19 protein-coding genes are annotated in these 19,118 nt (G+C 62.4%); 5 read left to right on the plus strand and 14 right to left on the minus strand.

Going from position 1 to position 19,118, the window contains the following annotated elements:
* Window positions 1-162: 162 nt before the first annotated feature.
* Window positions 163-1,263, minus strand: coding sequence for a D-alanyl-D-alanine endopeptidase (pbpG, locus tag ACWHXP_RS11805; RefSeq protein ID WP_121038858.1), 1,101 nt, complete (start codon window positions 1,261-1,263; stop codon window positions 163-165).
* A 436-nt stretch (window positions 1,264-1,699) separates the two neighbouring features.
* Window positions 1,700-2,461, minus strand: a complete 762-nt coding sequence (locus ACWHXP_RS11810) for a class I SAM-dependent methyltransferase (protein ID WP_489633785.1) — start codon at window positions 2,459-2,461, stop codon at window positions 1,700-1,702.
* A gap of 130 nt (window positions 2,462-2,591) precedes the next feature.
* On the opposite strand from ACWHXP_RS11810, the gene ACWHXP_RS11815 reads away from it, so the two are divergent.
* Window positions 2,592-3,398: a helix-turn-helix transcriptional regulator gene (locus ACWHXP_RS11815; protein WP_252696805.1), complete on the plus strand. Its 807-nt coding sequence runs from the start codon at window positions 2,592-2,594 to the stop codon at window positions 3,396-3,398.
* Window positions 3,399-3,420: 22 nt separating this feature from the next.
* Here the strand turns inward: ACWHXP_RS11815 and ACWHXP_RS11820 are convergent, their stop codons facing one another.
* Together ACWHXP_RS11820 and ACWHXP_RS11825 are read right to left on the minus strand one after the other, a co-directional pair.
* Complete coding sequence (locus ACWHXP_RS11820; protein ID WP_489633784.1) at window positions 3,421-4,320, minus strand: DMT family transporter; 900 nt, start codon at window positions 4,318-4,320, stop codon at window positions 3,421-3,423.
* 44 nt (window positions 4,321-4,364) lie between these two features.
* Window positions 4,365-5,273: a histone deacetylase family protein gene (locus ACWHXP_RS11825; protein WP_489625143.1), complete on the minus strand. Its 909-nt coding sequence runs from the start codon at window positions 5,271-5,273 to the stop codon at window positions 4,365-4,367.
* Between the two features lie 386 nt (window positions 5,274-5,659).
* On the opposite strand from ACWHXP_RS11825, the gene ACWHXP_RS11830 reads away from it, so the two are divergent.
* A complete protein-coding gene (locus tag ACWHXP_RS11830; RefSeq protein WP_134221927.1) occupies window positions 5,660-6,223 on the plus strand; it encodes a phasin family protein in 564 nt (187 codons plus the stop codon).
* Between the two features lie 81 nt (window positions 6,224-6,304).
* On the opposite strand, the gene ACWHXP_RS11835 is transcribed toward ACWHXP_RS11830, so the two are convergent.
* From ACWHXP_RS11835 to ACWHXP_RS11855, 5 genes are all read right to left on the minus strand, one after another.
* Window positions 6,305-7,111 carry a competence/damage-inducible protein A gene (locus ACWHXP_RS11835; RefSeq protein ID WP_489625142.1) on the minus strand — a complete coding sequence of 269 codons (807 nt, stop codon included), beginning with the start codon at window positions 7,109-7,111 and terminating at the stop codon, window positions 6,305-6,307.
* Window positions 7,112-7,224: 113 nt separating this feature from the next.
* On the minus strand, window positions 7,225-8,070 hold the full coding sequence (locus ACWHXP_RS11840; protein WP_134221926.1) for an EI24 domain-containing protein: 846 nt from the start codon (window positions 8,068-8,070) through the stop codon (window positions 7,225-7,227).
* Window positions 8,070-9,056 (minus strand): sterol desaturase family protein, encoded by a 987-nt coding sequence (locus tag ACWHXP_RS11845; protein ID WP_034340837.1) that lies wholly within the window; start codon window positions 9,054-9,056, stop codon window positions 8,070-8,072. The genes ACWHXP_RS11840 and ACWHXP_RS11845 overlap by 1 nt, the downstream gene beginning before the upstream one ends.
* 81 nt (window positions 9,057-9,137) lie before the next feature.
* The gene (locus tag ACWHXP_RS11850; protein ID WP_489625140.1) at window positions 9,138-9,959 is read right to left on the minus strand and encodes a polysaccharide deacetylase family protein; all 822 of its coding nucleotides are present in this window, start codon (window positions 9,957-9,959) and stop codon (window positions 9,138-9,140) included.
* Between the two features lie 28 nt (window positions 9,960-9,987).
* A complete protein-coding gene (locus ACWHXP_RS11855) occupies window positions 9,988-10,980 on the minus strand; it encodes a YVTN family beta-propeller repeat protein (RefSeq protein ID WP_134134945.1) in 993 nt (330 codons plus the stop codon).
* 324 nt (window positions 10,981-11,304) lie between these two features.
* Between ACWHXP_RS11855 and ACWHXP_RS11860 the strand changes: the two genes are divergently transcribed.
* Together ACWHXP_RS11860 and ACWHXP_RS11865 are read left to right on the plus strand one after the other, a co-directional pair.
* Window positions 11,305-11,661: an FKBP-type peptidyl-prolyl cis-trans isomerase gene (locus ACWHXP_RS11860; RefSeq protein ID WP_039787583.1), complete on the plus strand. Its 357-nt coding sequence runs from the start codon at window positions 11,305-11,307 to the stop codon at window positions 11,659-11,661.
* Between the two features lie 18 nt (window positions 11,662-11,679).
* Window positions 11,680-11,937, plus strand: a complete 258-nt coding sequence (locus ACWHXP_RS11865) for an acyl-CoA-binding protein (protein ID WP_034340818.1) — start codon at window positions 11,680-11,682, stop codon at window positions 11,935-11,937.
* Between the two features lie 111 nt (window positions 11,938-12,048).
* Here the strand turns inward: ACWHXP_RS11865 and ACWHXP_RS11870 are convergent, their stop codons facing one another.
* The 5 genes from ACWHXP_RS11870 to ACWHXP_RS11890 form a co-directional block, all read right to left on the minus strand.
* Window positions 12,049-13,029 (minus strand): 2-hydroxyacid dehydrogenase, encoded by a 981-nt coding sequence (locus tag ACWHXP_RS11870; protein WP_329802229.1) that lies wholly within the window; start codon window positions 13,027-13,029, stop codon window positions 12,049-12,051.
* Window positions 13,030-13,079: 50 nt separating this feature from the next.
* Window positions 13,080-14,444 (minus strand): sodium:proton antiporter, encoded by a 1,365-nt coding sequence (locus ACWHXP_RS11875; RefSeq protein WP_489633783.1) that lies wholly within the window; start codon window positions 14,442-14,444, stop codon window positions 13,080-13,082.
* A gap of 191 nt (window positions 14,445-14,635) precedes the next feature.
* The gene (locus tag ACWHXP_RS11880; RefSeq protein ID WP_310841538.1) at window positions 14,636-15,448 is read right to left on the minus strand and encodes a hypothetical protein; all 813 of its coding nucleotides are present in this window, start codon (window positions 15,446-15,448) and stop codon (window positions 14,636-14,638) included.
* Between the two features lie 79 nt (window positions 15,449-15,527).
* Window positions 15,528-16,703, minus strand: coding sequence for a nicotinate phosphoribosyltransferase (pncB, locus tag ACWHXP_RS11885; protein ID WP_034340811.1), 1,176 nt, complete (start codon window positions 16,701-16,703; stop codon window positions 15,528-15,530).
* Between the two features lie 194 nt (window positions 16,704-16,897).
* Window positions 16,898-18,151: an ABC transporter substrate-binding protein gene (locus ACWHXP_RS11890; protein ID WP_489633782.1), complete on the minus strand. Its 1,254-nt coding sequence runs from the start codon at window positions 18,149-18,151 to the stop codon at window positions 16,898-16,900.
* A gap of 385 nt (window positions 18,152-18,536) precedes the next feature.
* On the opposite strand from ACWHXP_RS11890, the gene fdxA reads away from it, so the two are divergent.
* Window positions 18,537-18,860: a ferredoxin FdxA gene (fdxA, locus tag ACWHXP_RS11895; RefSeq protein WP_039787587.1), complete on the plus strand. Its 324-nt coding sequence runs from the start codon at window positions 18,537-18,539 to the stop codon at window positions 18,858-18,860.
* Window positions 18,861-19,118: the final 258 nt, after the last annotated feature.

Raw genomic sequence — 19,118 nt, forward strand, 5'->3', positions numbered from 1 at the left:
GTTAATTCAATATTTCAATTATTATTGAAATATTGAATTGATACAAGCCTTTCGAACACTCAGGCGTGGTGACAAAGCTTGCATGGCAAGCGACGGGCATTAAAAAAGCGAACCATCAGGTTCGCTTTTCATTTGCAGCCGGTGAAGCAGATGAAGAAAGAATCAACCCTCGTCCGCCCGCACCATCTTCACGCGGGTCAGGTTGGGCTGGTCTTCCACCAGCCACTTGCGCATGCGCGCGGCATCGCCCACATGCGACAGGCGGCCCTTGGAGTCGAGGAACACCATCACGATGGGACGGCCTTCGATGCGCGTATACATCACCAGGCAGTGGCCGGCTTCGTTGATGAAACCGGTCTTCTGCAAGCCGATATCCCACTCCTTGTTGGAGGTCAGGCGATTGGAACTGTTGTACTGCATGGCGTGGCCGCTGGGCTCGACCATGTATTTGGGATCGGTGGAGTACTGGCGGATGATCGGATAGTTGTAGGCCGCCACCACCAGCTTGGCCAGGTCACGGGCGCTGGCCACGTTCTGGCTGGACAGGCCGGTCGAATCGACATAGCGGGTATCGGTCATGCCCAGCGAGCGGGCCTTGGCGTTCATGGCCGCCACGAAGGCCGGCAGGCCGCCCGGATAGTTGCGGCCCAGCGCCGAGGCGGCGCGATTCTCGGAACTCATCAGGGCGATATGCAGCATGTCGTCGCGGCTCAGGGTCGCGCCCACGCGCAGGCGCGAGCTGCTGTGCTTTTCGCGGTCGACGTCGTCATCGGTGACGGTCAGGGTTTCTTCCATGTTCAGGCGCGCTTCAACAACCACCAGCGCGGTCATCAGCTTGGTGACCGAGGCAATGGGGAGCGCAACTGAAGAATTCTTCTCGAACAGGACTTGCGAACTGGCCTGGTCGATCACCAGCGCCACGTTGGAACGCAGGCCGACCGGATCAGGGGTGAGATTGAGGCCGGCCAGATCACCGGCGGTCATCACCGGCGGCACCACCGGAATGGACGGCGCGGCCGAGACGCGCTGGTAGCTGATGTGACGCTTGCCCTTGACCACGCTGACCTTGCGGACCAGTTTTTCGCGGTTGTTCAGGGAGCCTTTGGCCACCGTCTTGCTCACGGCCTGGGCCGGGCGTTTGGCCACGACTTTCTTGGCCGGCGCTTTCTTGGCGGCATTGTTGACCGTCTGGGCAGCGGCAGGAGCCAAACCAGCGTGGATGAACAGAAGTGATGTGAAAATGGCCAGCGCTGATTTGATCATAGGTGGAACTCCCCCCAATTTACCCTGAAAGTACACAAGAGAAACGTCGGCAGTGTAGCAAAATGCAGATTTTTCGCAAGAGAATTAAGACGTTAGCGCATTTTTTTAAACGCGTTTCTATCTCCGCGCCCGATCCGGTGCCCCACACTTTTTCGGGATTTACTGCAAATTTGCCGGGTGGCTGCTCGATGTTTTTCGAATTTTCTCAAGCAAAACCCAGGCCAACGAGACGGCATATTACCAGTCTAGCTGTCAGCTTTCGGTCACAATCACGATAACAGACGGCAATACTGACCCCAGATGTTCGCTTTACCACAATCCAAAGTGAATTGATAACGAGGCAGTGTCACATATCGTTGACGCCCCGTCTCCTGCCTTCAAGGGCGGGACGGGGGCGTTTTCACTGGCCGGGATTGAACGCGCCGGCCTGGTCCGGTCAAGGCTTGCGCGCATCCAGCATGGCTACGTCGATGGAGAAGGAACAGGCCGCGTCGAGGGCGAAATACTCCTTCACCTCGCCGGGCGCAGCCTGCCACAGGGCGCGAATGGCGGTGATGTTGTCTTGCGGCGTGCGCATGCGGGCCACCCATGTATCGAATTCCAGGCGCAGCTTCCAGGTCTTGTCGCTGGCGATGGCAAAGCCGGCGCCGCGCAGCAGCTTGCGCCAGGAGTTCAGGCTGACATTGCGTACATGTGAAGTATCGCGCAACAATTCGATGGCCTGCACATAGGTATCCGCCAAGACATCCGCCGGCGCGGCAGTGTCGATGACGATGAAGCGTCCACCCGGCTTGAGCACGCGAAACGCTTCATTCAGGGCCTGCGGCAACTGACGCCAATGGTGGGCCGAAAAGCGCGTGCAGACCAGGTCGAAGCTGGCATCAGGAAAATCCAGCCGGTCGGCACTGCCCTGGCGCACGACCAGATTCTCAAGGCCGCGCTCGATTGCGGCGCTGGCTACCACCTTCAACATCTCTTCGGACAAGTCATAGGCAATCACCTTCTCCACCACCGGTGCCACGGCAAAACTGGCGTGGCCGCCGCCGCAGCCCAGGTCCAGCACGCGTGCGCCAGGGATGGAGGCAGCGATCTGCGCCAGCTCCTGCAGGTCGGCCCCTTGGGCATGGACGCTGCTGGTGAAGTAGGCGGCGGCGGTACTGCCGAACTGTTCGGTGACGACTTGCTGATGGCTGCGCATGGCGGGGCTCCGGGGCGATATGAAGGAAAAGACAGCAGTGCTGTGAAGGAAACGCCAGTCTAGCGAATTCTTATCCTGTTACAAGTGAAGCATTTATACTATTACCCCGACCACCACCCTGCCCGTCTTCATGGAACCCGACCTCGCCCGCCGCGCCCTTGGCGACTTCCTCAAATCCCAGCGCGAACAGACCGCACCAGCCCAGGCCGGCCTGCCGCATCTGGCCCATGGACGGCGCCGCACCCCCGGCCTGCGGCGTGAGGAAGTGGCGCAACTGTGTGGCATCAGCGTGACCTGGTACACCTGGATCGAACAGGGGCGCACGGATTCGGTCTCGCCCCAGGCGCTGGCGCGCATCGCCGATGCGCTGCACCTGCCGCGTGCCAAACGGGCCTACCTGTTTGAATTGGCGGGAAAGAAAGATCCGGTGTTGCCGGAGCAGCAGGCCGCCACCGTGGTGGCGCCGGAAATCCTGGAAGTGGTCAGCCAGTTCCGTGCCCCGGCTTATTTGCTGGACCGCTATTGGAATGCCGTGGCCTGGAATCCGGCGGCGAGGAAGCTTTTTGCAGGGTGGCTGGATGGCAAGGAAAAGCCGCCCAACCTGCTGCGCTTCATGTTCAGCAGCGCGGCCGCGCAATCATTGACGGTGGAATGGGAACAACGGGCGCGGCGGCTGGTGGCCGAATTCCGCGCCGATAGCGCCAGCCTGCTGGATGATCCGGAACTGCTGGGGCTGGTGGAGGAATTGTCGGCCGCCAGCCCGCTGTTCCAGCGGGCCTGGCACCTGCAGGATGTGATCGAACGTGAAGGCGGCGAGCGCCGCTTCCAGCATCCGCAGCTGGGGGAACTGCTGTACCGTCAGGTCAATTTCCGCGTGGCCAACCGACCCGACCTGAAGCTGGTGACGCTGATGCCGGGCGCGATGACGCCCGGCTGAAGAAGGCAAGGCACCGGTCGGATTACTTGCGCACCACGAAGGCCACGCCGATCACGCCTACCAGCATGCCCAGCGCACCGATGAGGCTGAACGCTTCACCAAACATCAGCCAGGCCATGACGGCCGTGGTCGGCGGCGTCAGGTACAGCAGACTGGTGACGCTGGTGGCAGCACTGCGCCGGATCAGCGCAAACAGCAGGAAGATCGCGCCAATCGACAGCGCCAGCACCGACCACAGCAGTGCGCCGATGAATTGCGGTGTCCAATGGACGTTGCTCAACTGCCAGTTCAGTCCTTCGACGGCCACGGCAAAGGGCAAGACGACGACGATGGAAGCCATGAACTGGATCGCCGTGCCGGTGCGCAAATCGAAGTGGGCGCAATAACGCTTCTGGTACAGCGTACCGGCCGTGATGCACAGCAAGGCAAAGACGCACAGCGCGATGCTGGCAGTGGACAGGCCAATCAGTGAAATCTTGTTGGCCACCACCAGCCCTACCCCGCACAGGCCCAGCGCCAGGCCAATCCACTGCCGGCCCTTCACCGACTCGCCCAGCAAGGGGGCGGCGAAGGCAGTGAGGATGGGTTGCAGCCCGACGATCAGGGCCGACAAGCCGGCCGGCATGCCGATCTTGATGGCGCACCAGACCCCGGCCAGGTAACCCGCCTGCAGCAGCACACCGGCCACCGCGACATGGCGGATGCGGCCGTGCGGCCAAGGGGCGCGGAACAACAGCACCAGCGGCAGCAGGACCACCAGCACCCCGGTGAAGCGCAGCAGCAGGAACGTCAACGGCGGCGCATACGGCAGGCCGAACTTGGCCACGATGAATCCGGTACTCCAGATCAGCACGAACAACAAAGGCACCAGGCTCATCAGGAGCTGGCGAGGCCGGCGGGCACCGGCGGCGGATTGCATCATTTCTTTTCCATCAGCGGGCGCACGGGGGTGCAGCCCGGGTCATCTCATCGTGCGCTCCAGCGGGCAGCGTGGAGGCTGGCGAGTCTTATCGTTTGTATGTGTACGGCGACGGTCTGTTCGATATCTCGTCCGTAACCGCCCGCCATCGTAACCGCAACCGGGATTTTATGCTCGCGGGCGTAGCCAAAGACCGTCTCGTCGCGGGCCGCCAGTCCGCCCAGGGTCAGCTTCATCTTGCCCAGGCGGTCGCCCTCATGCGGGTCGGCCCCGGCCAGATAGATCAGCAACTGCGGGGCGAAACGCTGCTGCAGGGTGTGCATGGCGTCGCGCAGAGCTTGCAGGTAATCGGCATCCCCCACGCCATCTGGCAAGGCCACGTCGAGGTCGCTCTGCTCTTTCTCGAAAGGATAATTGTTCTCTCCGTGCAGCGACAAGGTGAACACTGAATCATCACGCGCCAGGATGGAAGCGGTGCCGTTGCCCTGATGCACATCCAGATCGACGATGGCCACCCGCGCCGCACGGCGTTCCGCCTGCATCAGCCGGGCCGCGATGGCGGCGTCGTTGAAGACGCAAAAACCTGCACCATGATCGGCGTAGGCGTGATGCGTACCGCCGGCCAGGTTAATCGCGATTCCCTCGCTAAAGGCGGCGCGGCAGGCGGCAATGGTGGCACCGGAAGAGCGGCGCGAGCGTTCTACCATCTGCGGCGACCAAGGGAAGCCGATCTCGCGCTGTTCGGCGGCGGTCAGTTGGCCGGAACTGGCGCGGGCGATATAGTCCGGATGGTGGGCCAGCGCCAGTTCGCCGTCGCTGGCGGGCTGAGCCTCGTGAAAGTCCAGATCCGGCACGGCAGCCGCAGCCCCCTCCCGGATCATCCGGTACTTCACCATCGGGAAGCGGTGGCCCGGTGGCAGGGGTAAAACGAAGTGATCACTGTAGTACGCTTTCACATTGATTTTCCATTACGTTGAAATGATTGCCGCATTGCAACAAAACGCTTTGCTGCGCAGCGCAAACGATTGCGCGACCCGCAACGATAACTGCTTTTGATGCTGCAATGCAAAAGCTCATCCGGAATGACATCTCTTTTCAGAAAATTCCCAAAACAGCGCTAAGTCCTTGATTAGACTTGGATCAATTTTGAAGCGCTTTTTATGATTCCCGTGCATTGAAACGTTTGACTTTATGCACGATTGAACTAGAATCCGCCTTGTGCATCGCATCATATTCAAAGAAGAAATTACATCGGAGATCCACCTGTCAACACTGATCGGTCCGTAAGCAATCACTGTCGCTGCCTTGTTCATCAACCCATCAACGAGAAGGATGTTTCAACATGACGACCTACACCGAGCAATTTTCCGCCGCTGCCAAAGCCAACGCTGAAGCGCAAATCGCCCTGTTCAACCAGCTGGCCAGCAAGACCTTTGAAGGCGTGGAAAAACTGGTGGACCTGAACCTGAAGGCTGCCAAGTCCTCGCTCGAAGAAACCCAGGCTGCTGCGCAAAAGCTGTTCTCGGCCAAGGACCCGCAGGAATTCTTCACTCTGACCAGCTCGCACGCCCAGCCGACGCTGGAAAAGTCGGTGGCCTACGGCCGTCACCTGAGCGGCATCTTCTCCAGCACCCAGGCTGAACTGACCAAGGCTGCCGAAGCCCAGATCGCCGAAGTCAACCGCAAGGTCGTGGCGATGATCGACGAAGCCGCCAAGAACGCCCCCGCCGGTTCCGAGCAGGCCATTTCGATGTTCAAGTCGGCCATCGGCAACATGAGCGCTGGCTACGAGCAGTTCACCAAGAACGCCAAGCAAGCCGCTGAAGTCCTGGAAGCCAACGTGACCAACGCCGTGGACCAGATGTCCCAGGCTGGTGCCAAGGTGACTCGCGCTGCCAAGAAGTAATCTCCGGGTTCTCCCGCAGAAACGAATGCCCCGGTCTTGCCGGGGCATTTTTTTTGACCTGCGCCAACGCCAGCAGCGGCCTCAGTTGCTGATCTGATACTCGGCGTGCAGCGCGCGCAGGCCTTCCTGCATTTTCTCGAACGCAGGTTCGACCTGGGCGGGGTCACCCTTGACGCCCAGGTCGATGTGGCGGCGGGTCTTGTCGTCGCCCACGTGCGGCAGGCTGAACACCTTCACCAGCGGGAATTGCGCTTCGATGGCTTCCATCAGCGGGGTCAGGGTCGACTCCATTGCCTCGAACACCAGCATGGAGCGCTCGGCCCAGGCCTGGCGGTGGAACTGGTCGGCGTAATGGGTCTCCAGCACCCATTCGAACATCGGCCAGGCCATCACCGGGAAGCCCGGCGCAAAGTAATGCGCGCCGGTGCCGCTGGTGTTCTTGAGCCAGAAACCGGGGATCTTGTTGTAGGGGTTGGGGATGATGGAGGCGCCCTGCGGAAATTCGCCCATCTTGAGGCGGTGCAGATTGTCCGCTGCGTTGAAGTCGGGGGTGGCGCCGGCTTCGCGGGCCATGTCGGCGATGCGCTCCTGGATCTTTTCCTTGGCCTCGGGATGCAGCACCACCGGCACGCCCAGTGCAGCGGCTGCGCACTGGCGGGTGTGGTCGTCAGGGGTGGCGCCGATGCCGCCGGTGCAGAACACCACGTCGCCGGTGGCAAGAGTGCGCTTGAGGGTGGCGGTGATGCGTTCGGGGTCGTCGCCGACGTACTCGGCCCAGGACAGTTGCAGTCCGCGCTGGCTGAGCAGCTCCAAGACCTTGGGGAAATGCTTGTCGATGCGGCGGCCCGAGAGGATCTCGTCGCCGATGATGATGAGTCCGAATGCCATGAGTCTGTCTGCCCGATAGGTTGATGAAACACTGCGGCGATTATGCCCGATTCGGGCCGGGGACGGATTGCCCTGCCCCGGGTTCGTCTCGGGCAGGGACCATCAAACCGGCGTCAACGTGGCGTCACGTCGATGACGTTGGTGTCGGCCGGACCATCGGGTGCCTGGCCGCTGCGATAACGCAGCAGCGCTTCCAGGCAATAGAACTGGAACCACAAGCCGGTGAAGACAAATACGACTACATACAGCCAGATCGCCACCGCCGCCAGCGCCGGCAGCAGGATCACCGACAGCACCCCGCCCAGCCACAGCAGCGTCGGTGCCGCACCGAGCGCACCGGCGATGGTACCCACGGCCAGCAGCGGCCAGCGATGCAGGTGCAGGACGGCACGCCGTTCTTCGGTGCTGGCGTAGTCGGCCAGGGTGTCATAGGCCATCACGCGATAGGTCAGCCAGCCCCACAGCAGCGAGTGAATGACGAAGGCCAGGGGCGGGATCAGGAATACCCAGATCGTGGCCAGCCACAGCACCGTGAAGACGGCGAAGCACCACAGCGAGGTCCACAGGCTGCCGGCCACGCTGCCGCCGTGGCGCTTGTCCAGCATGGGATAGTGGCGGGTGCCGATGTGGCGGGCGATGGCCGGGATGGTGAACAGGCCGACGAACACCAGCGCCGTCAGGATCATCAGCGGCAGCAGGGTCCACATGGCCAGCAAGGGCACCAGTACCGTCTTGAGCGCACCCATGCCAAACCAGGCCAGCATGCCGCCGATCTCGCCGAACATGCCGTGCGAGACGAAGTAGCCCTGCAGCCAGTCGATGATGGGTTGCAGCCCCAGCCACAGGCAGACCGCCCACAAGCCCAGCGACACGACGAAGGGCAGCACTGTCAGCCACAACATGCGGATATGCAATTGCGCCAGCAGGGCACGCCCGAAGGAAGCGATGAACAGGCGCATCAGCGGGGCTTCCTGCGGGTGAATTCGACCAGGCGTTTCAAACCCAGCCATTGCTGCGCCCAGAAGCCGCGTCCATAGTCGCGTCCCTTGCCGGCCGGCGGCGGCAGCTGGTCGCGCACGCCGGTCATGGCGAAGCCCTGGCTGAAGTGAGCCGTGCGGAAGAGCACATCCCAGATCGGGAACAGCACGGCGAAGTTGTGTCCCCCCAGCGAATTGCGGCCCCGGCTTTCATGGCCCAGCCCGATGGCGTGATGGGTCCGGTGAAAACGCGGCGACACCAGCAGGTATTCGCCCAGGCGGCCGAAGTGGATGCGCACGTTGGCATGCTGCAGGCTTTGCAGCATGCGCGAGAGCGACACCAGCAGGATGTATTGCGAGGGCTCCACGCCGATCAGGACGGCAATCAGGCCGAAGATGATGTCGTGCACCAGGTTGTCCAGCATGTGGTTGCGGTCGTCGCTCCACAGGTTCATGTTCTGCTGGCTGTGGTGCAGGCTGTGCAGCGCCCACATCCAGCGAACGTTGTGCTGGGCCCAGTGGTAGATGTATTCACACAGGTCCAGCACCACCATGTAGAGCAGGAAGCTCACCAGCGCGCGGTCGGTCACGCCGGGCCAGACCTGGTCGAGGTTGAAGGTGCCCCAGCCTTCCAGGTGCAGGGCTTCGGAAAGATACGACAGCGCCGGATCGAGCAGCAGGAAGGCGATGATGGGGATGATGCCCAGGCGCTGCAGCACGGTGTAGATGAAATCGTTCCAGCGGGCGCGCGGGTCGGTGATGGGATGCACCGGGATGGCAGACTCCAGCGGACGCAGGATCAGGAACAGGATCACCAGTTCACAGATGCCTACCAGGACGAATTCAGTGCCGGTGAAAGCTTCTTCGACGAATTCCCCCATGCCGATGAAGAACACCAGCGGTTGCACCAGGGTTTCGAAGAGCCAGCCCTGGACGGTGGCAAAGAGGTCGGAAATGGTCTGGATCATGGATAGCGTTGATTCGGTGTGACGGTGGCGGCGGCAGCTCCCCTCCCCTGGGCCGGCGCCGGTTTGGACTGATGCCCGGGGTCAGTGTTCCTTCCCGGCGGCAAACAGGTGGCGGTAGGACGGATGCTCGCGCAGCGTGGCAAAGCAGAACCCCTTCTGCTCCAGCCCGCTGATGAGCGGCTCTAGCACGGCTGGCGCCCACGGATCCTGGCGCGACCAGATACCCATATGGGCCAGGAAGATATCACCATCCTTGAGTCCGTCCAGGGCTTTCTTCAACAGCATCTCGTTGGGGAATTTGTCGCTGGGCAGTTCATCGCCCGAGAAACCGGCGGGGGCCCAGGCCACATGGGCATAGCCGCAGGCTTCGCCTGCCTTGAGCAGGTTGTGGGTCAGTCGGCCACCGGGCGCACGCCAGAGCGGATCAAGCTTGTGGCCGGTCAGTTGCTGGAAGCGTTGATCGACACGCTTCATTTCCTCGCAATACTGGGCCGGCGTCCATTGCAGCTTCTTGCCGGCTTGCGCCCCGAACTGCGGACGTACCTCGATCTTGCCCTCGGGCAGGTCGCGCACCACGTAGACGTGGTCGAAGGTATGGGTGCCGAAGGCGTGCCCCTCGGCCACCAGCCGCTTCCACAGCGGTGCCCAGGCAGGATCGAGGGAATAGTCGCCGTGGATGGTCTTCTCGTTGGCGAGGAAGAAAGTAGCCTTGATGTGGTGGCGCTGCAGGGTCTGTTCGATGAGTTCGGCCTGGGACTGGCTGCCGGTATCGAAGGTGAGGTAGATCCTGCCCTTGCAGGCGGATGCTTCCGGCGCCGCCGGTTGCGCAACGGCCTGGCCGGCCGCCAGGATGGCGAACAGGCACAGGCCGCGCAGGGAGGGCTTCAAAGGACGCAACGTCATCGGCAGGTCCTCCACGATGCGTCCGTCATTACAGATCCGGCGCGCGGTTGTACAGGTAGATGCCGTGCGGCGAGCGGCCGACCGGAATCACCTTGGTCACCGAGCGGGTTTCTAGGTCGATCACGGCGACCTTCTTGCTCCAGCGCAGGGTGGCCCACATGGTCTTGCCATCGGCGGTCACTTCCATGCAGTCCGGGCCGCCGGGGACCTTGATGGTGCCGACATTTTCCAAAGTGGTCATATCGACCACGCTGATGGTGTTGGCCACGCGGTTGGAGACGTAGACGTAGCGTTTGTCGCCCTGACCACGGAAGTTGTGGGCACCGATGCCGGTCTTGATCTTCTTGACCATCTTCTGGGTGCGCCAGTCGATCACTTCGACGTAGTCGCTGCCCATGATGCCGACCATCAGGTACTTGTTGTCGGGGGTCATGATGATGCCGGCCGGCAGCTTGCCTACCGGCATGGTCCACTTGACCTGCTGGGTGGCGAGGTCGATGGCGCTGATCTGGTCGCTGCCCTGCTGGGTGATGAAGGCGGTGGTGCTGGCGTTGTCGAAGGCGATGTGGCTGGGGGTCTTGGCCAGCGGGATGCGCTTGGACAGCTTCAGGTCCTGGCCGTCATAGCTGTAGACATCGACCCGGTCCAGACGCAGGCCGGTGGCAACGAACCACTTCTGGTCGGGCGTGAAGCCGATCTGGTAGGGATCGATGATGTCGCGCAGCTTGCGCTGCACGGCACCGGTCTTGGGATCGAGGAAGAGCAACTGGTTGCCGGTGGCGCTGGCCACGATCAAGGACTTGTTGTCCGGCGTGGCCATCAGGTGGTGCGGCTCCTTGCCCACCGAGAAGGTCGACAACTCCTTCTCGCCGGTTTCGTCCAGCAGCGATACCGAAGCGTCACCGGAGTTGAGTACCACGACGACGTTGGCATGGGCCGGGGCGGCCATACAGGCCAGCACGGCCGAGACACAGGCGGCGCGAAGGGAAAGGGATAAGAGTTGGCTGAATCGACGCAACATGAAGAACTTTACTCAAAAATGCCTGATCTATCGTGCCAGAGCAGCCCCTGGAGCACGTCCTCGGCTCTTAACGCTCGCTGCAACGATCCCGCTGACAGCCCACTGAAGCAATATGAAAAATTTCTAGATTTTTGGTTTACACTGCCTGCCGATCCGGTCGCATGACGCCACCGGGGCGGCCTGAACACCAGTCGCAGCGCACCTGCGACGCCTGATGCACGGTCTGGCACACGCAATGTTTCCATGAAGCATTTTGCATGGTCAGCAGTCGTCAGGAATCTGGCCATGCGGCCGCCAACCCATCCCCTCACCGAAAGGAAACCGATGTCCATCATCACCACAGCTTCCGGGCTGCAATATGAAGAAATCAACGTTGGCGCTGGCGATGAAGCCAAGGCCGGCAGCCACGTCACCGTGCATTACACCGGCTGGCTGCAGAACACGGACGGCACCGCCGGCAGCAAGTTCGATTCCAGCAAGGACCGCAATGATCCGTTCGCCTTCCCGCTGGGCGCTGGCCACGTCATCAAGGGCTGGGATGAAGGCGTGCAAGGCATGAAGGTCGGCGGCACCCGCAAGCTGATCATCCCGGCAGGCCTGGGCTATGGTGCCCGTGGCGCAGGCGGCGTGATCCCCCCGAATGCCACCCTGATCTTCGAAGTCGAACTGCTGGCCGTCTGAGCCCGAGGGAGGAGAGACATGAGCACCCTGCAAGAACAGTTCGAAGCCGCCGTGGCAGAATCCAAGAGCCTGCCCGAGCGTCCCGACAACATGACCCTGCTGAAGATGTATGGCCTCTACAAGCAGGGCAGCAACGGCGACGTGCAGGGCGAGCGCCCCGGCATGACCGACTTCGTGGCCCGCGCCAAGTTCGACGCCTGGGCCGCCCTCAAGGGCAAGCCACAAGCCGAAGCGCAGCAGGAATACATCGACATCTTCAATGAACTGAAGGGTTGATGCAGGCATGACGGCGGCATCCCCGGATGCCCGCCGCCTGCCGATGAAGAAACGGGCGCACCTGGTCTCAGGTGCGCCCGTTTTGTTTGATGCTCCGGCAGGAGCGGCCGATCAGCGCGCCGCCACGTCCGGGTTGAGCAGGTTGGGCGGACGCTGGCCCGACAGCGCCGCGATCAGGTTGCCAGCTGCACAGTTGGCCATGGCCAGGCGCGTGGGCGTGGAGGCGCTGGCGATATGCGGCGTCAGCACGACGTTGCTCAGGTCGAGGAATTCCGGCTTGAACGACGGTTCATTCTCGAACACATCCACCCCGGCGGCCGCGATACGGCCTTCACGCAAGGCGGCGATCAGCGCTGCATCATCGACGATGCCGCCGCGCGCGATGTTGGTGAGCGTGGCGGTCGGCTTCATCAGCGCCAGCTCCGGGGCGGCAATGGTGTGGTGCGTGTCCTTTGAGTAAGGCAATACCAGCACGACGTGGTCGGCCTGTTGCAGCAGCTCTTCCTTGCTGACGTAGCGGGCGTTGTTGGCGCGCGCTTCCAGCTCGGGTGCCAGGCGCGAACGGTTGTGGTACAGCACCTGCATGTCGAAGCCCAGCGAACGGCGGGCGATCGCCTGGCCGATGCGGCCCATGCCGATGATGCCCAGGGTGGCCCCATGGATGTCCGGGCCGACGAAGCTGTCGTAGCTCCACTTCTTCCACTTGCCGGCACGCAGGAAGTGCTCGGATTCGGTGATGCGGCGCGCAGCCGCCATCATCAGGGCCCAGCCGAAGTCGGCGGTGGTTTCATTGAGCACGTCGGGCGTGTTGGTGGCCATGACGCCGGCTTTTGTAGCGGCAGCAACATCGATGTTGTTGTAGCCCACGGCCATGTTGCAGACCGCCTTCAGTTGCGGATTGGCGGCGAACAGCGCGGCCGTGACCGGCTCGCTCGGGGTGGTGAAGAGGCCATCCTTGCCATTGGCCTTGGCCAGCAGCTCATCGGCGCTGTAGATGCGGTCATCCTGGTTGGATTCGACCTCGAAATGCTGCTCCAGGCGGGCCAGAACTTCAGGGAAGACGGCGCGGGCGACGAAGATCTTGGGTTTCATGCGGGTCTCGTGGTCTCGGTTTCGTTATCGGAAGAAAGCGGCGGTAGCACTCAGAAGAACGGGAAGCTCATGACGATGAACAGCGGCACCAGAATGCCCACCGACCACGCCATGTAGCCGAAGAAGCTGGGCATGCGAATGCCGCGCTCCTCGGCGATGGCCTTGACCATCATGTTGGGCGCATTGCCGATATAGCTGTTGGCCCCCATGAAGACGGCACCGGCGGAGATGGCCGCCAGCGTCGAGGCCAGCGGCCCCATCAGTTCCCGCGCATCGCCGGAGGCAGTGTTGAAGAACACCAGATAGGTCGGCGCATTGTCGAGGAAGGAAGACAGCACGCCTGTCATCCAGAAATACATCACGTCGTCCGGTTTGCCGTCCGGCCCGGTCACGGCGTGCACCACGGCGGCAAACGCGCCCTGCTCGCCCGCCCGCAGCATGGCGATCACCGGGGCGATGGTCAGGAAGATGGCGGCAAAAAGCTTGCCCACTTCCAGCATGGGCCCCCAGCCGAAGTCATTGCCAGCGCGGGCAGATGTTGGCGTGAGCCACAGCGACAGCAGGATCACGCCCAGCAGCGCGCCATCGCGCAGCAGGTTCTGCCATTCCAGCGGCGTGCCCAGCACCTCGGTCGCCACGCCAGGTTTCCACAAGCCGCTCATCAGTACCAGACCGACCACTGCGCCCAGCAGCAGGAAATTGAACTTGCCTTCCAGCCGCAGCGCCGAGTCCGGCGTGGGATCGAGCGGGCGGCGCTCTTCGTGGTTGAGATAGAAATGGCGATCCAGCAGATAGAAGATCAGCAGCAACGCACCGCACAGGAAGGCCATCGGACCCAGCAGATGGCGCGCGGTCCAGAAGAAATCCACGCCCTTGAGGAAGCCCAGGAACAACGGCGGATCGCCCAGCGGCGTCAGTGAGCCGCCCGCATTGGCAACGAGGAAGATGAAGAACACCACGACGTGGACCGTGTGCTTGCGGTCATCGTTGGCGCGGATGAGCGGGCGGATCAACAGCATGGCCGCACCGGTCGTGCCCATGACGCTGGCCAGCAAGGTGCCCAGTGCCAGCAGTCCGGTATTGAGTGCGGGCGTGCCATGCAGGTTGCCGCGTACGCAGATGCCACCGGCCACGGTGAAGAGCGCGGTCAGCAGGATGATGAAGGGAAGATATTCCGCCACCAGCGCATGCACGCTGATGGCCAGGGCCGCATGCGCACCATGCAGGGCCGCAAACGGCAGCAGGAAGGCCAGCGCCCAGGCACTGGCGATCTTGCCGAAATGGTGATGCCACATGGCCGGGGCCAGCAGCGGCAGCACGGCAATGGACAGCAGAACGCCCGCGAACGGCAAGGCCCAGGCCAGGGACAGCCCGGCACCGTCCAGATCGGCGGCTTGGGAAACGGCGGGCAGCATCGATGCCAGGATTGCGGAGAGACGAATTGTGAGAGCTCTGATCTGCAAATGAAGGTCCTGATGGCAAATAGAGGTGGTGGCCGTCACGCGAGAATCTGCGGCCAGAGGGAGCCACACTATACCAGCCACGCGAGCGCGTCCGAAGCGAAAGCCGGGCATGCGAAAAAATTTCAAGTATGCATGCCCCTGCGTCAACTGCGCAGCTGGCTCCACACCTCACCAAGCGTGACTGCATCGGGCCATATCAAGGACAGCAACAGTCCGCTCGCGCTCACCAGCAACAGGACCGCGAGGAAGGGTCGCCAGGTGCGCTGCACGGCCGTCTCCAGCCAGTGGCGATCGGTACGGTAGCCGAAGCGCCGATACAGCCCGGCCGCCAGCAATGCGTCGAAGATCAGTTCGGAAAACAGCACGGGGGCCATGCCCAGCATGGTGACGACGGAATACAGCGCGGCAGCGATAAGCGAGACCACCGACACTGCGAAGATCAACAAGCCCAGTGCTTCGCCCAGATCGATGCCGTCCGCCAGGCCCGCCGCATCGCCCCCGTCAGCAAGACTGAAATCCACATTGGCGCTGGCCCCGCCGCCGTCGAAGCTGCCACCACCGCCCTGCCACTGTTGCGCAGACTTGGACAGAGAAATATTGAGGGGTATATCGCCGACGAAACCGGCGTCGATTCCGGAGCCGTCATTGCGGCGGTTGCGCCCGTCCTGCTCCGGCTGCACGCCTGACGCGAACTGCGCGCCCGCGCTGGCCGCCACCCCGGTCCCGGCCAGCGCCCTGCGCCGGTCGCGCCGCCGCAGCAGCCACAGCCAGACCGACAGCATCAACAGGAAACCAGGATACGCCACCAGGCAGGCCAGCCCATAGCGCAGTCCCATGTTGTGCCAGCCATGCCGCAGCATCCATGCCGAGGCGAGCAATCCGAGACTGGCGGCGAGCGTGATGAGCAGCAGCATGAACAGGCGCGGGAAGCCCCGATGGCTAATCTTGCGGCTCAACCGCAGCGTCCGTACCCGACGGAACAACATCGGCTTCTTCAAGCCCCGCCTCCCCGATGCCGCATCACTCCGTCTCCGGTCAGGCCTTGATCTGGAACACCTGGCGCAGATAATTCACATAGGCCGGGTCATCGCACATGTTCTTGGAAGGCGTATCGGACAGCTTGGCCACCGGCTGGCCATTGCAGCGGACCATCTTCATGACCACCTGCAGGGGCGTGTAGCCCAGGTCATTGGTGAGATTGGTACCCACGCCGAAGGCCACCTTGGCGCGATCCTTGAAGCGCAGGTAGAGCGCACGCACCTTGTCGAAGTCCAGGCTGTCGGAGAACACCAGCACCTTGCTGGACGGATCGACACGGTTGTCACGGTAATGCTGGATCAGGCGCTCGCCCCACTCAAACGGATCGCCGGAATCATGGCGCGCGCCGTCGAAGAGCTTGCAGAAATACATGTCGTAGTCGCGCAGGAAGGCATCCATGCCATAAACGTCCGAGAGCGTGATGCCCAGGTCGCCGCGATACTCGCGCGCCCACATCTCAAAGGCGAACGTCTGCGAATCACGCAGGCGCGGACCGAGCGCCTGACAGGCCTGCAGGTATTCATGCGCCATGGTGCCCAGCGGGGTCAGGTCATGCTGCATGGCGTACATCACGTTGGAGGTACCGGCGAAGTGGTCCCCCATATGCTGCTTCATCTCGTCGATGACCTCGGCATGCCAGCTGCGCGAGAAGCGGCGGCGCGTGCCGTAATCGGCGATCTTGCAGCCGGCCAGTTCGGCATCATCGGTGATGACCGACATCTTCTTGCGCAGGCGCGCCCTGCCCTCTTCCAGATCGGGCGAGCGCTGGGTCGCGCGGAAATACACTTCATTGACGATGGCCAGCACCGGCACTTCGAACATGATGGTGTGCAGCCACGGCCCCTTCACCTGGATCTCGATCTCGCCATTGCCGGCCGGATCAGGCTGGACCGTGATGTATTTTTCGTTCAGGTGGAACAGGTCGAGGAAGTCGACGAAGTCGCTCTTGATGAAGCGCAGGCCGCGCAGGTAATTCAGTTCATCTTCCTTGAAACGCAGGCGGCACAGCGCGGCAATCTCGGCACGGATCTCGTCGACATAGGGTGTCAGGTCGATGTGCTCGTTGCGGCATTTGAACTTGTATTCGACCTGCGCGCCGGGGAAATGATGCAGGACCACCTGCATCATCGTGAATTTGTACAGGTCAGTGTCGAGTAAGGATGTGATGATCATGAAGTCCGGATGCGGACATGCCGCATGCTGCCATGTTGATGGTCCACGTGCATGAGGGCTGCCCCGGAGCGCGCCGCATCATGCGTTGGCCACGCCCTGAAGCGTCGCGACCGCTATCTTAACCGAGATCGCACAAAGCAAAGCCCCCTGCCATGAGGGGGCTTTGACAGGGCCGAGGGCGGCGAAAGACCGGATCACTTGCCCGCTGAAGCCGGACGGCGTCCACGCACATAGGTCGGCGGCGGCAGGTAGGCCGTACCATCGAGGTAGCGCCATTCGCGCATGGTGCTGCGTCCATCCTTCTGGGAGACCAGGCCGATGAAGGCACCCATCGTGGATTGCTGATCCAGCGCGCGGAAGCTCAACTCACCCAGCGGCGAGGACCAGTGCAGGCCACGCAGGGATTCCAGCAGCACTTCGCCATCCCCGCCTTCGCTCTTCTTCAGGCCGCCGGCAATGGCCATCATGGTGCTGTAACCCAGTACCGCCGACAGTTGCGGACGTTCGCTGAATTTCTTGAGATAGGCTTCCAGGAAGCGCTGGTGCTCCGGCGTATTGATCTGGTCCCACGGGTAACCTACGGCCACCCAGTCGCGAATGGCTTCACTCTGGCTGGGATCGAGGCTCTGCGCACCGGCCGAGCTCATCGACACCACCCGCACGCCGGCAAACAACTGCTGGCGATTGCCGGCCTGCACGAACTTCTGCAGGTCCTCGCCGAAGGTGGCATTGAAGATGGCGTCCGGACGCGACTGGCGGATCGCCCGCGCCACATCGTCGGCCTTGATCTTGCCCATGGCCGGCCACTGGTCGCTGACGAACTCCACATCCGGACGCGCCTGCTTCAACAGCATCTTGAAACTGGCTACGGCGCTCTGGCCATATTCATAGTTGGGCGCCACCATGGCCCAGCGCCGCCCGGGCATGCGTGCAGCCTGCTCGGCCAGCATCGCGGCCAGCATGTAGGTCGAGGGACGCACGCGGAAGGTGTAGCGATTGCCCTTGTCCAGCGTGACCGCATCGGACAGGGCATCACCCACCACCAGCACGGTCTTGCTGCGCGCGGCTTCGCGCGCCACGGCCAGGGCCACATCGGAGAGCATGGTGCCGGTCAGCACCTCCACATGCTCCTTGCTGACCAGTTCGCGGGCATTGCGGGCGGCCTGCTCGGCATCGCCCTGGTCGTCGCGGCTGATGAGCTGCAAGGGACGGCCATGGATGCCGCCGGACTCGTTGATCTGTTCCAGTGCCAGCGACAGTCCGTTGCGATAGGCCTGTCCGGCAGTGGACGCCCGCCCCTGGCTGTTGATCTCGCCGATACGGATCGGCTCGACAGCACCAGCACTCAAGGGCAGCACAAGGGAAACGGCGACGGCCAGCGCACCGAGCAAGGCCGGCAGCAGCGAAAGACGGAATCGGGGGGAGGACTGGGGGCCTGCAGCGTTCACGCCGGGACTTCCTTCTGGTGATGTGCGACAAGCGGCGCCATGCCGGCGGACCTGGCTCCATAGGCTGGAACCGCAGGCCACAAGGCCCTGGCGGCGGCTGGGCTTATCGCGAGCTTGTTTATTTACTTATACGTAATCTGTATAAGCCTCATTTGTGGGAAAAATCGAATTACCTTAAAATACAAGGCTTTGCGGCGGGTTGCGCAGCAGCATCATGAGAGGCTTCCAGAGTCCTTCACGACAGCGTCCACAAGACGCCGGATGCCGGCCCAAGCACCTCAACCACAGGTTGACCAGCCGCAACATGATTTTAACCGTGCCATATTGCCATCAATTGCGGCGCAGTTAGCCATCGGTTTGAAGAAATTTTACAGATAGGACAGTTATGACCCACGTTGTCACCGATTCCTGCGTCCGTTGCCGCTATACGGATTGCGTGGATGTTTGCCCGGTGGATTGTTTCCGCGAAGGCCCCAATTTCCTCGCGATTGACCCGGATGAATGCATCGACTGCGCCGTCTGCGTGGCCGAGTGCCCGGTCAATGCGATTTACGCGGAAGAAGACGTGCCGGCCGACCAGCAGCAATACATTGCCCTGAACGCCGATCTGTCCCGCAGCTGGCCCTCCATCACCAAAACCAAGGCACCGCTGCCGGAAGCCGAGGAATGGAAGGACAAGACCGACAAGCTGCAATACCTGCAGCGCTGATTCCTGCGGAGAATCAAGTGGACCGGGCCTGTCCCGGTCGACAATGGCGGTTGCGCATCCAGCCCGGCAGTTTCATCGCCACGCCAGATGCGCAGCCGTTTGCATTTGGCCGCCAGCAATACCCCTGAGAGCCTCATGGCCGGGCTGAACTGCCCGCTGCCTTACCGTCCTGTGGCGCTCTCGGCAAGCATTTCGCATCGCATTTACCTGGCCTCTCCCCCGCCAGCGGCCCCGCCGCCAGCCAGCGCCCAGCGCAAG

This window comes from Herbaspirillum sp. Her2, assembly GCF_057961375.1.

What these genes read in the sequence shown, in the direction of transcription:
- pbpG (WP_121038858.1), bottom strand. Translation starts at nt 1,263, where the DNA reads ATGATCAAATCAGCGCTGGCCATTTTCACATCACTTCTGTTCATCCAC.
- ACWHXP_RS11810 (WP_489633785.1), bottom strand. Translation starts at nt 2,461, where the DNA reads ATGCGCAGCCATCAGCAAGTCGTCACCGAACAGTTCGGCAGTACCGCC.
- ACWHXP_RS11815 (WP_252696805.1), top strand. Translation starts at nt 2,592, where the DNA reads ATGGAACCCGACCTCGCCCGCCGCGCCCTTGGCGACTTCCTCAAATCC.
- ACWHXP_RS11820 (WP_489633784.1), bottom strand. Translation starts at nt 4,320, where the DNA reads ATGATGCAATCCGCCGCCGGTGCCCGCCGGCCTCGCCAGCTCCTGATG.
- ACWHXP_RS11830 (WP_134221927.1), top strand. Translation starts at nt 5,660, where the DNA reads ATGACGACCTACACCGAGCAATTTTCCGCCGCTGCCAAAGCCAACGCT.
- ACWHXP_RS11835 (WP_489625142.1), bottom strand. Translation starts at nt 7,111, where the DNA reads ATGGCATTCGGACTCATCATCATCGGCGACGAGATCCTCTCGGGCCGC.
- ACWHXP_RS11840 (WP_134221926.1), bottom strand. Translation starts at nt 8,070, where the DNA reads ATGCGCCTGTTCATCGCTTCCTTCGGGCGTGCCCTGCTGGCGCAATTG.
- ACWHXP_RS11845 (WP_034340837.1), bottom strand. Translation starts at nt 9,056, where the DNA reads ATGATCCAGACCATTTCCGACCTCTTTGCCACCGTCCAGGGCTGGCTC.
- ACWHXP_RS11850 (WP_489625140.1), bottom strand. Translation starts at nt 9,959, where the DNA reads ATGACGTTGCGTCCTTTGAAGCCCTCCCTGCGCGGCCTGTGCCTGTTC.
- ACWHXP_RS11855 (WP_134134945.1), bottom strand. Translation starts at nt 10,980, where the DNA reads ATGTTGCGTCGATTCAGCCAACTCTTATCCCTTTCCCTTCGCGCCGCC.
- ACWHXP_RS11860 (WP_039787583.1), top strand. Translation starts at nt 11,305, where the DNA reads ATGTCCATCATCACCACAGCTTCCGGGCTGCAATATGAAGAAATCAAC.
- ACWHXP_RS11865 (WP_034340818.1), top strand. Translation starts at nt 11,680, where the DNA reads ATGAGCACCCTGCAAGAACAGTTCGAAGCCGCCGTGGCAGAATCCAAG.
- ACWHXP_RS11870 (WP_329802229.1), bottom strand. Translation starts at nt 13,029, where the DNA reads ATGAAACCCAAGATCTTCGTCGCCCGCGCCGTCTTCCCTGAAGTTCTG.
- ACWHXP_RS11875 (WP_489633783.1), bottom strand. Translation starts at nt 14,444, where the DNA reads ATGCTGCCCGCCGTTTCCCAAGCCGCCGATCTGGACGGTGCCGGGCTG.
- pncB (WP_034340811.1), bottom strand. Translation starts at nt 16,703, where the DNA reads ATGATCATCACATCCTTACTCGACACTGACCTGTACAAATTCACGATG.
- fdxA (WP_039787587.1), top strand. Translation starts at nt 18,537, where the DNA reads ATGACCCACGTTGTCACCGATTCCTGCGTCCGTTGCCGCTATACGGAT.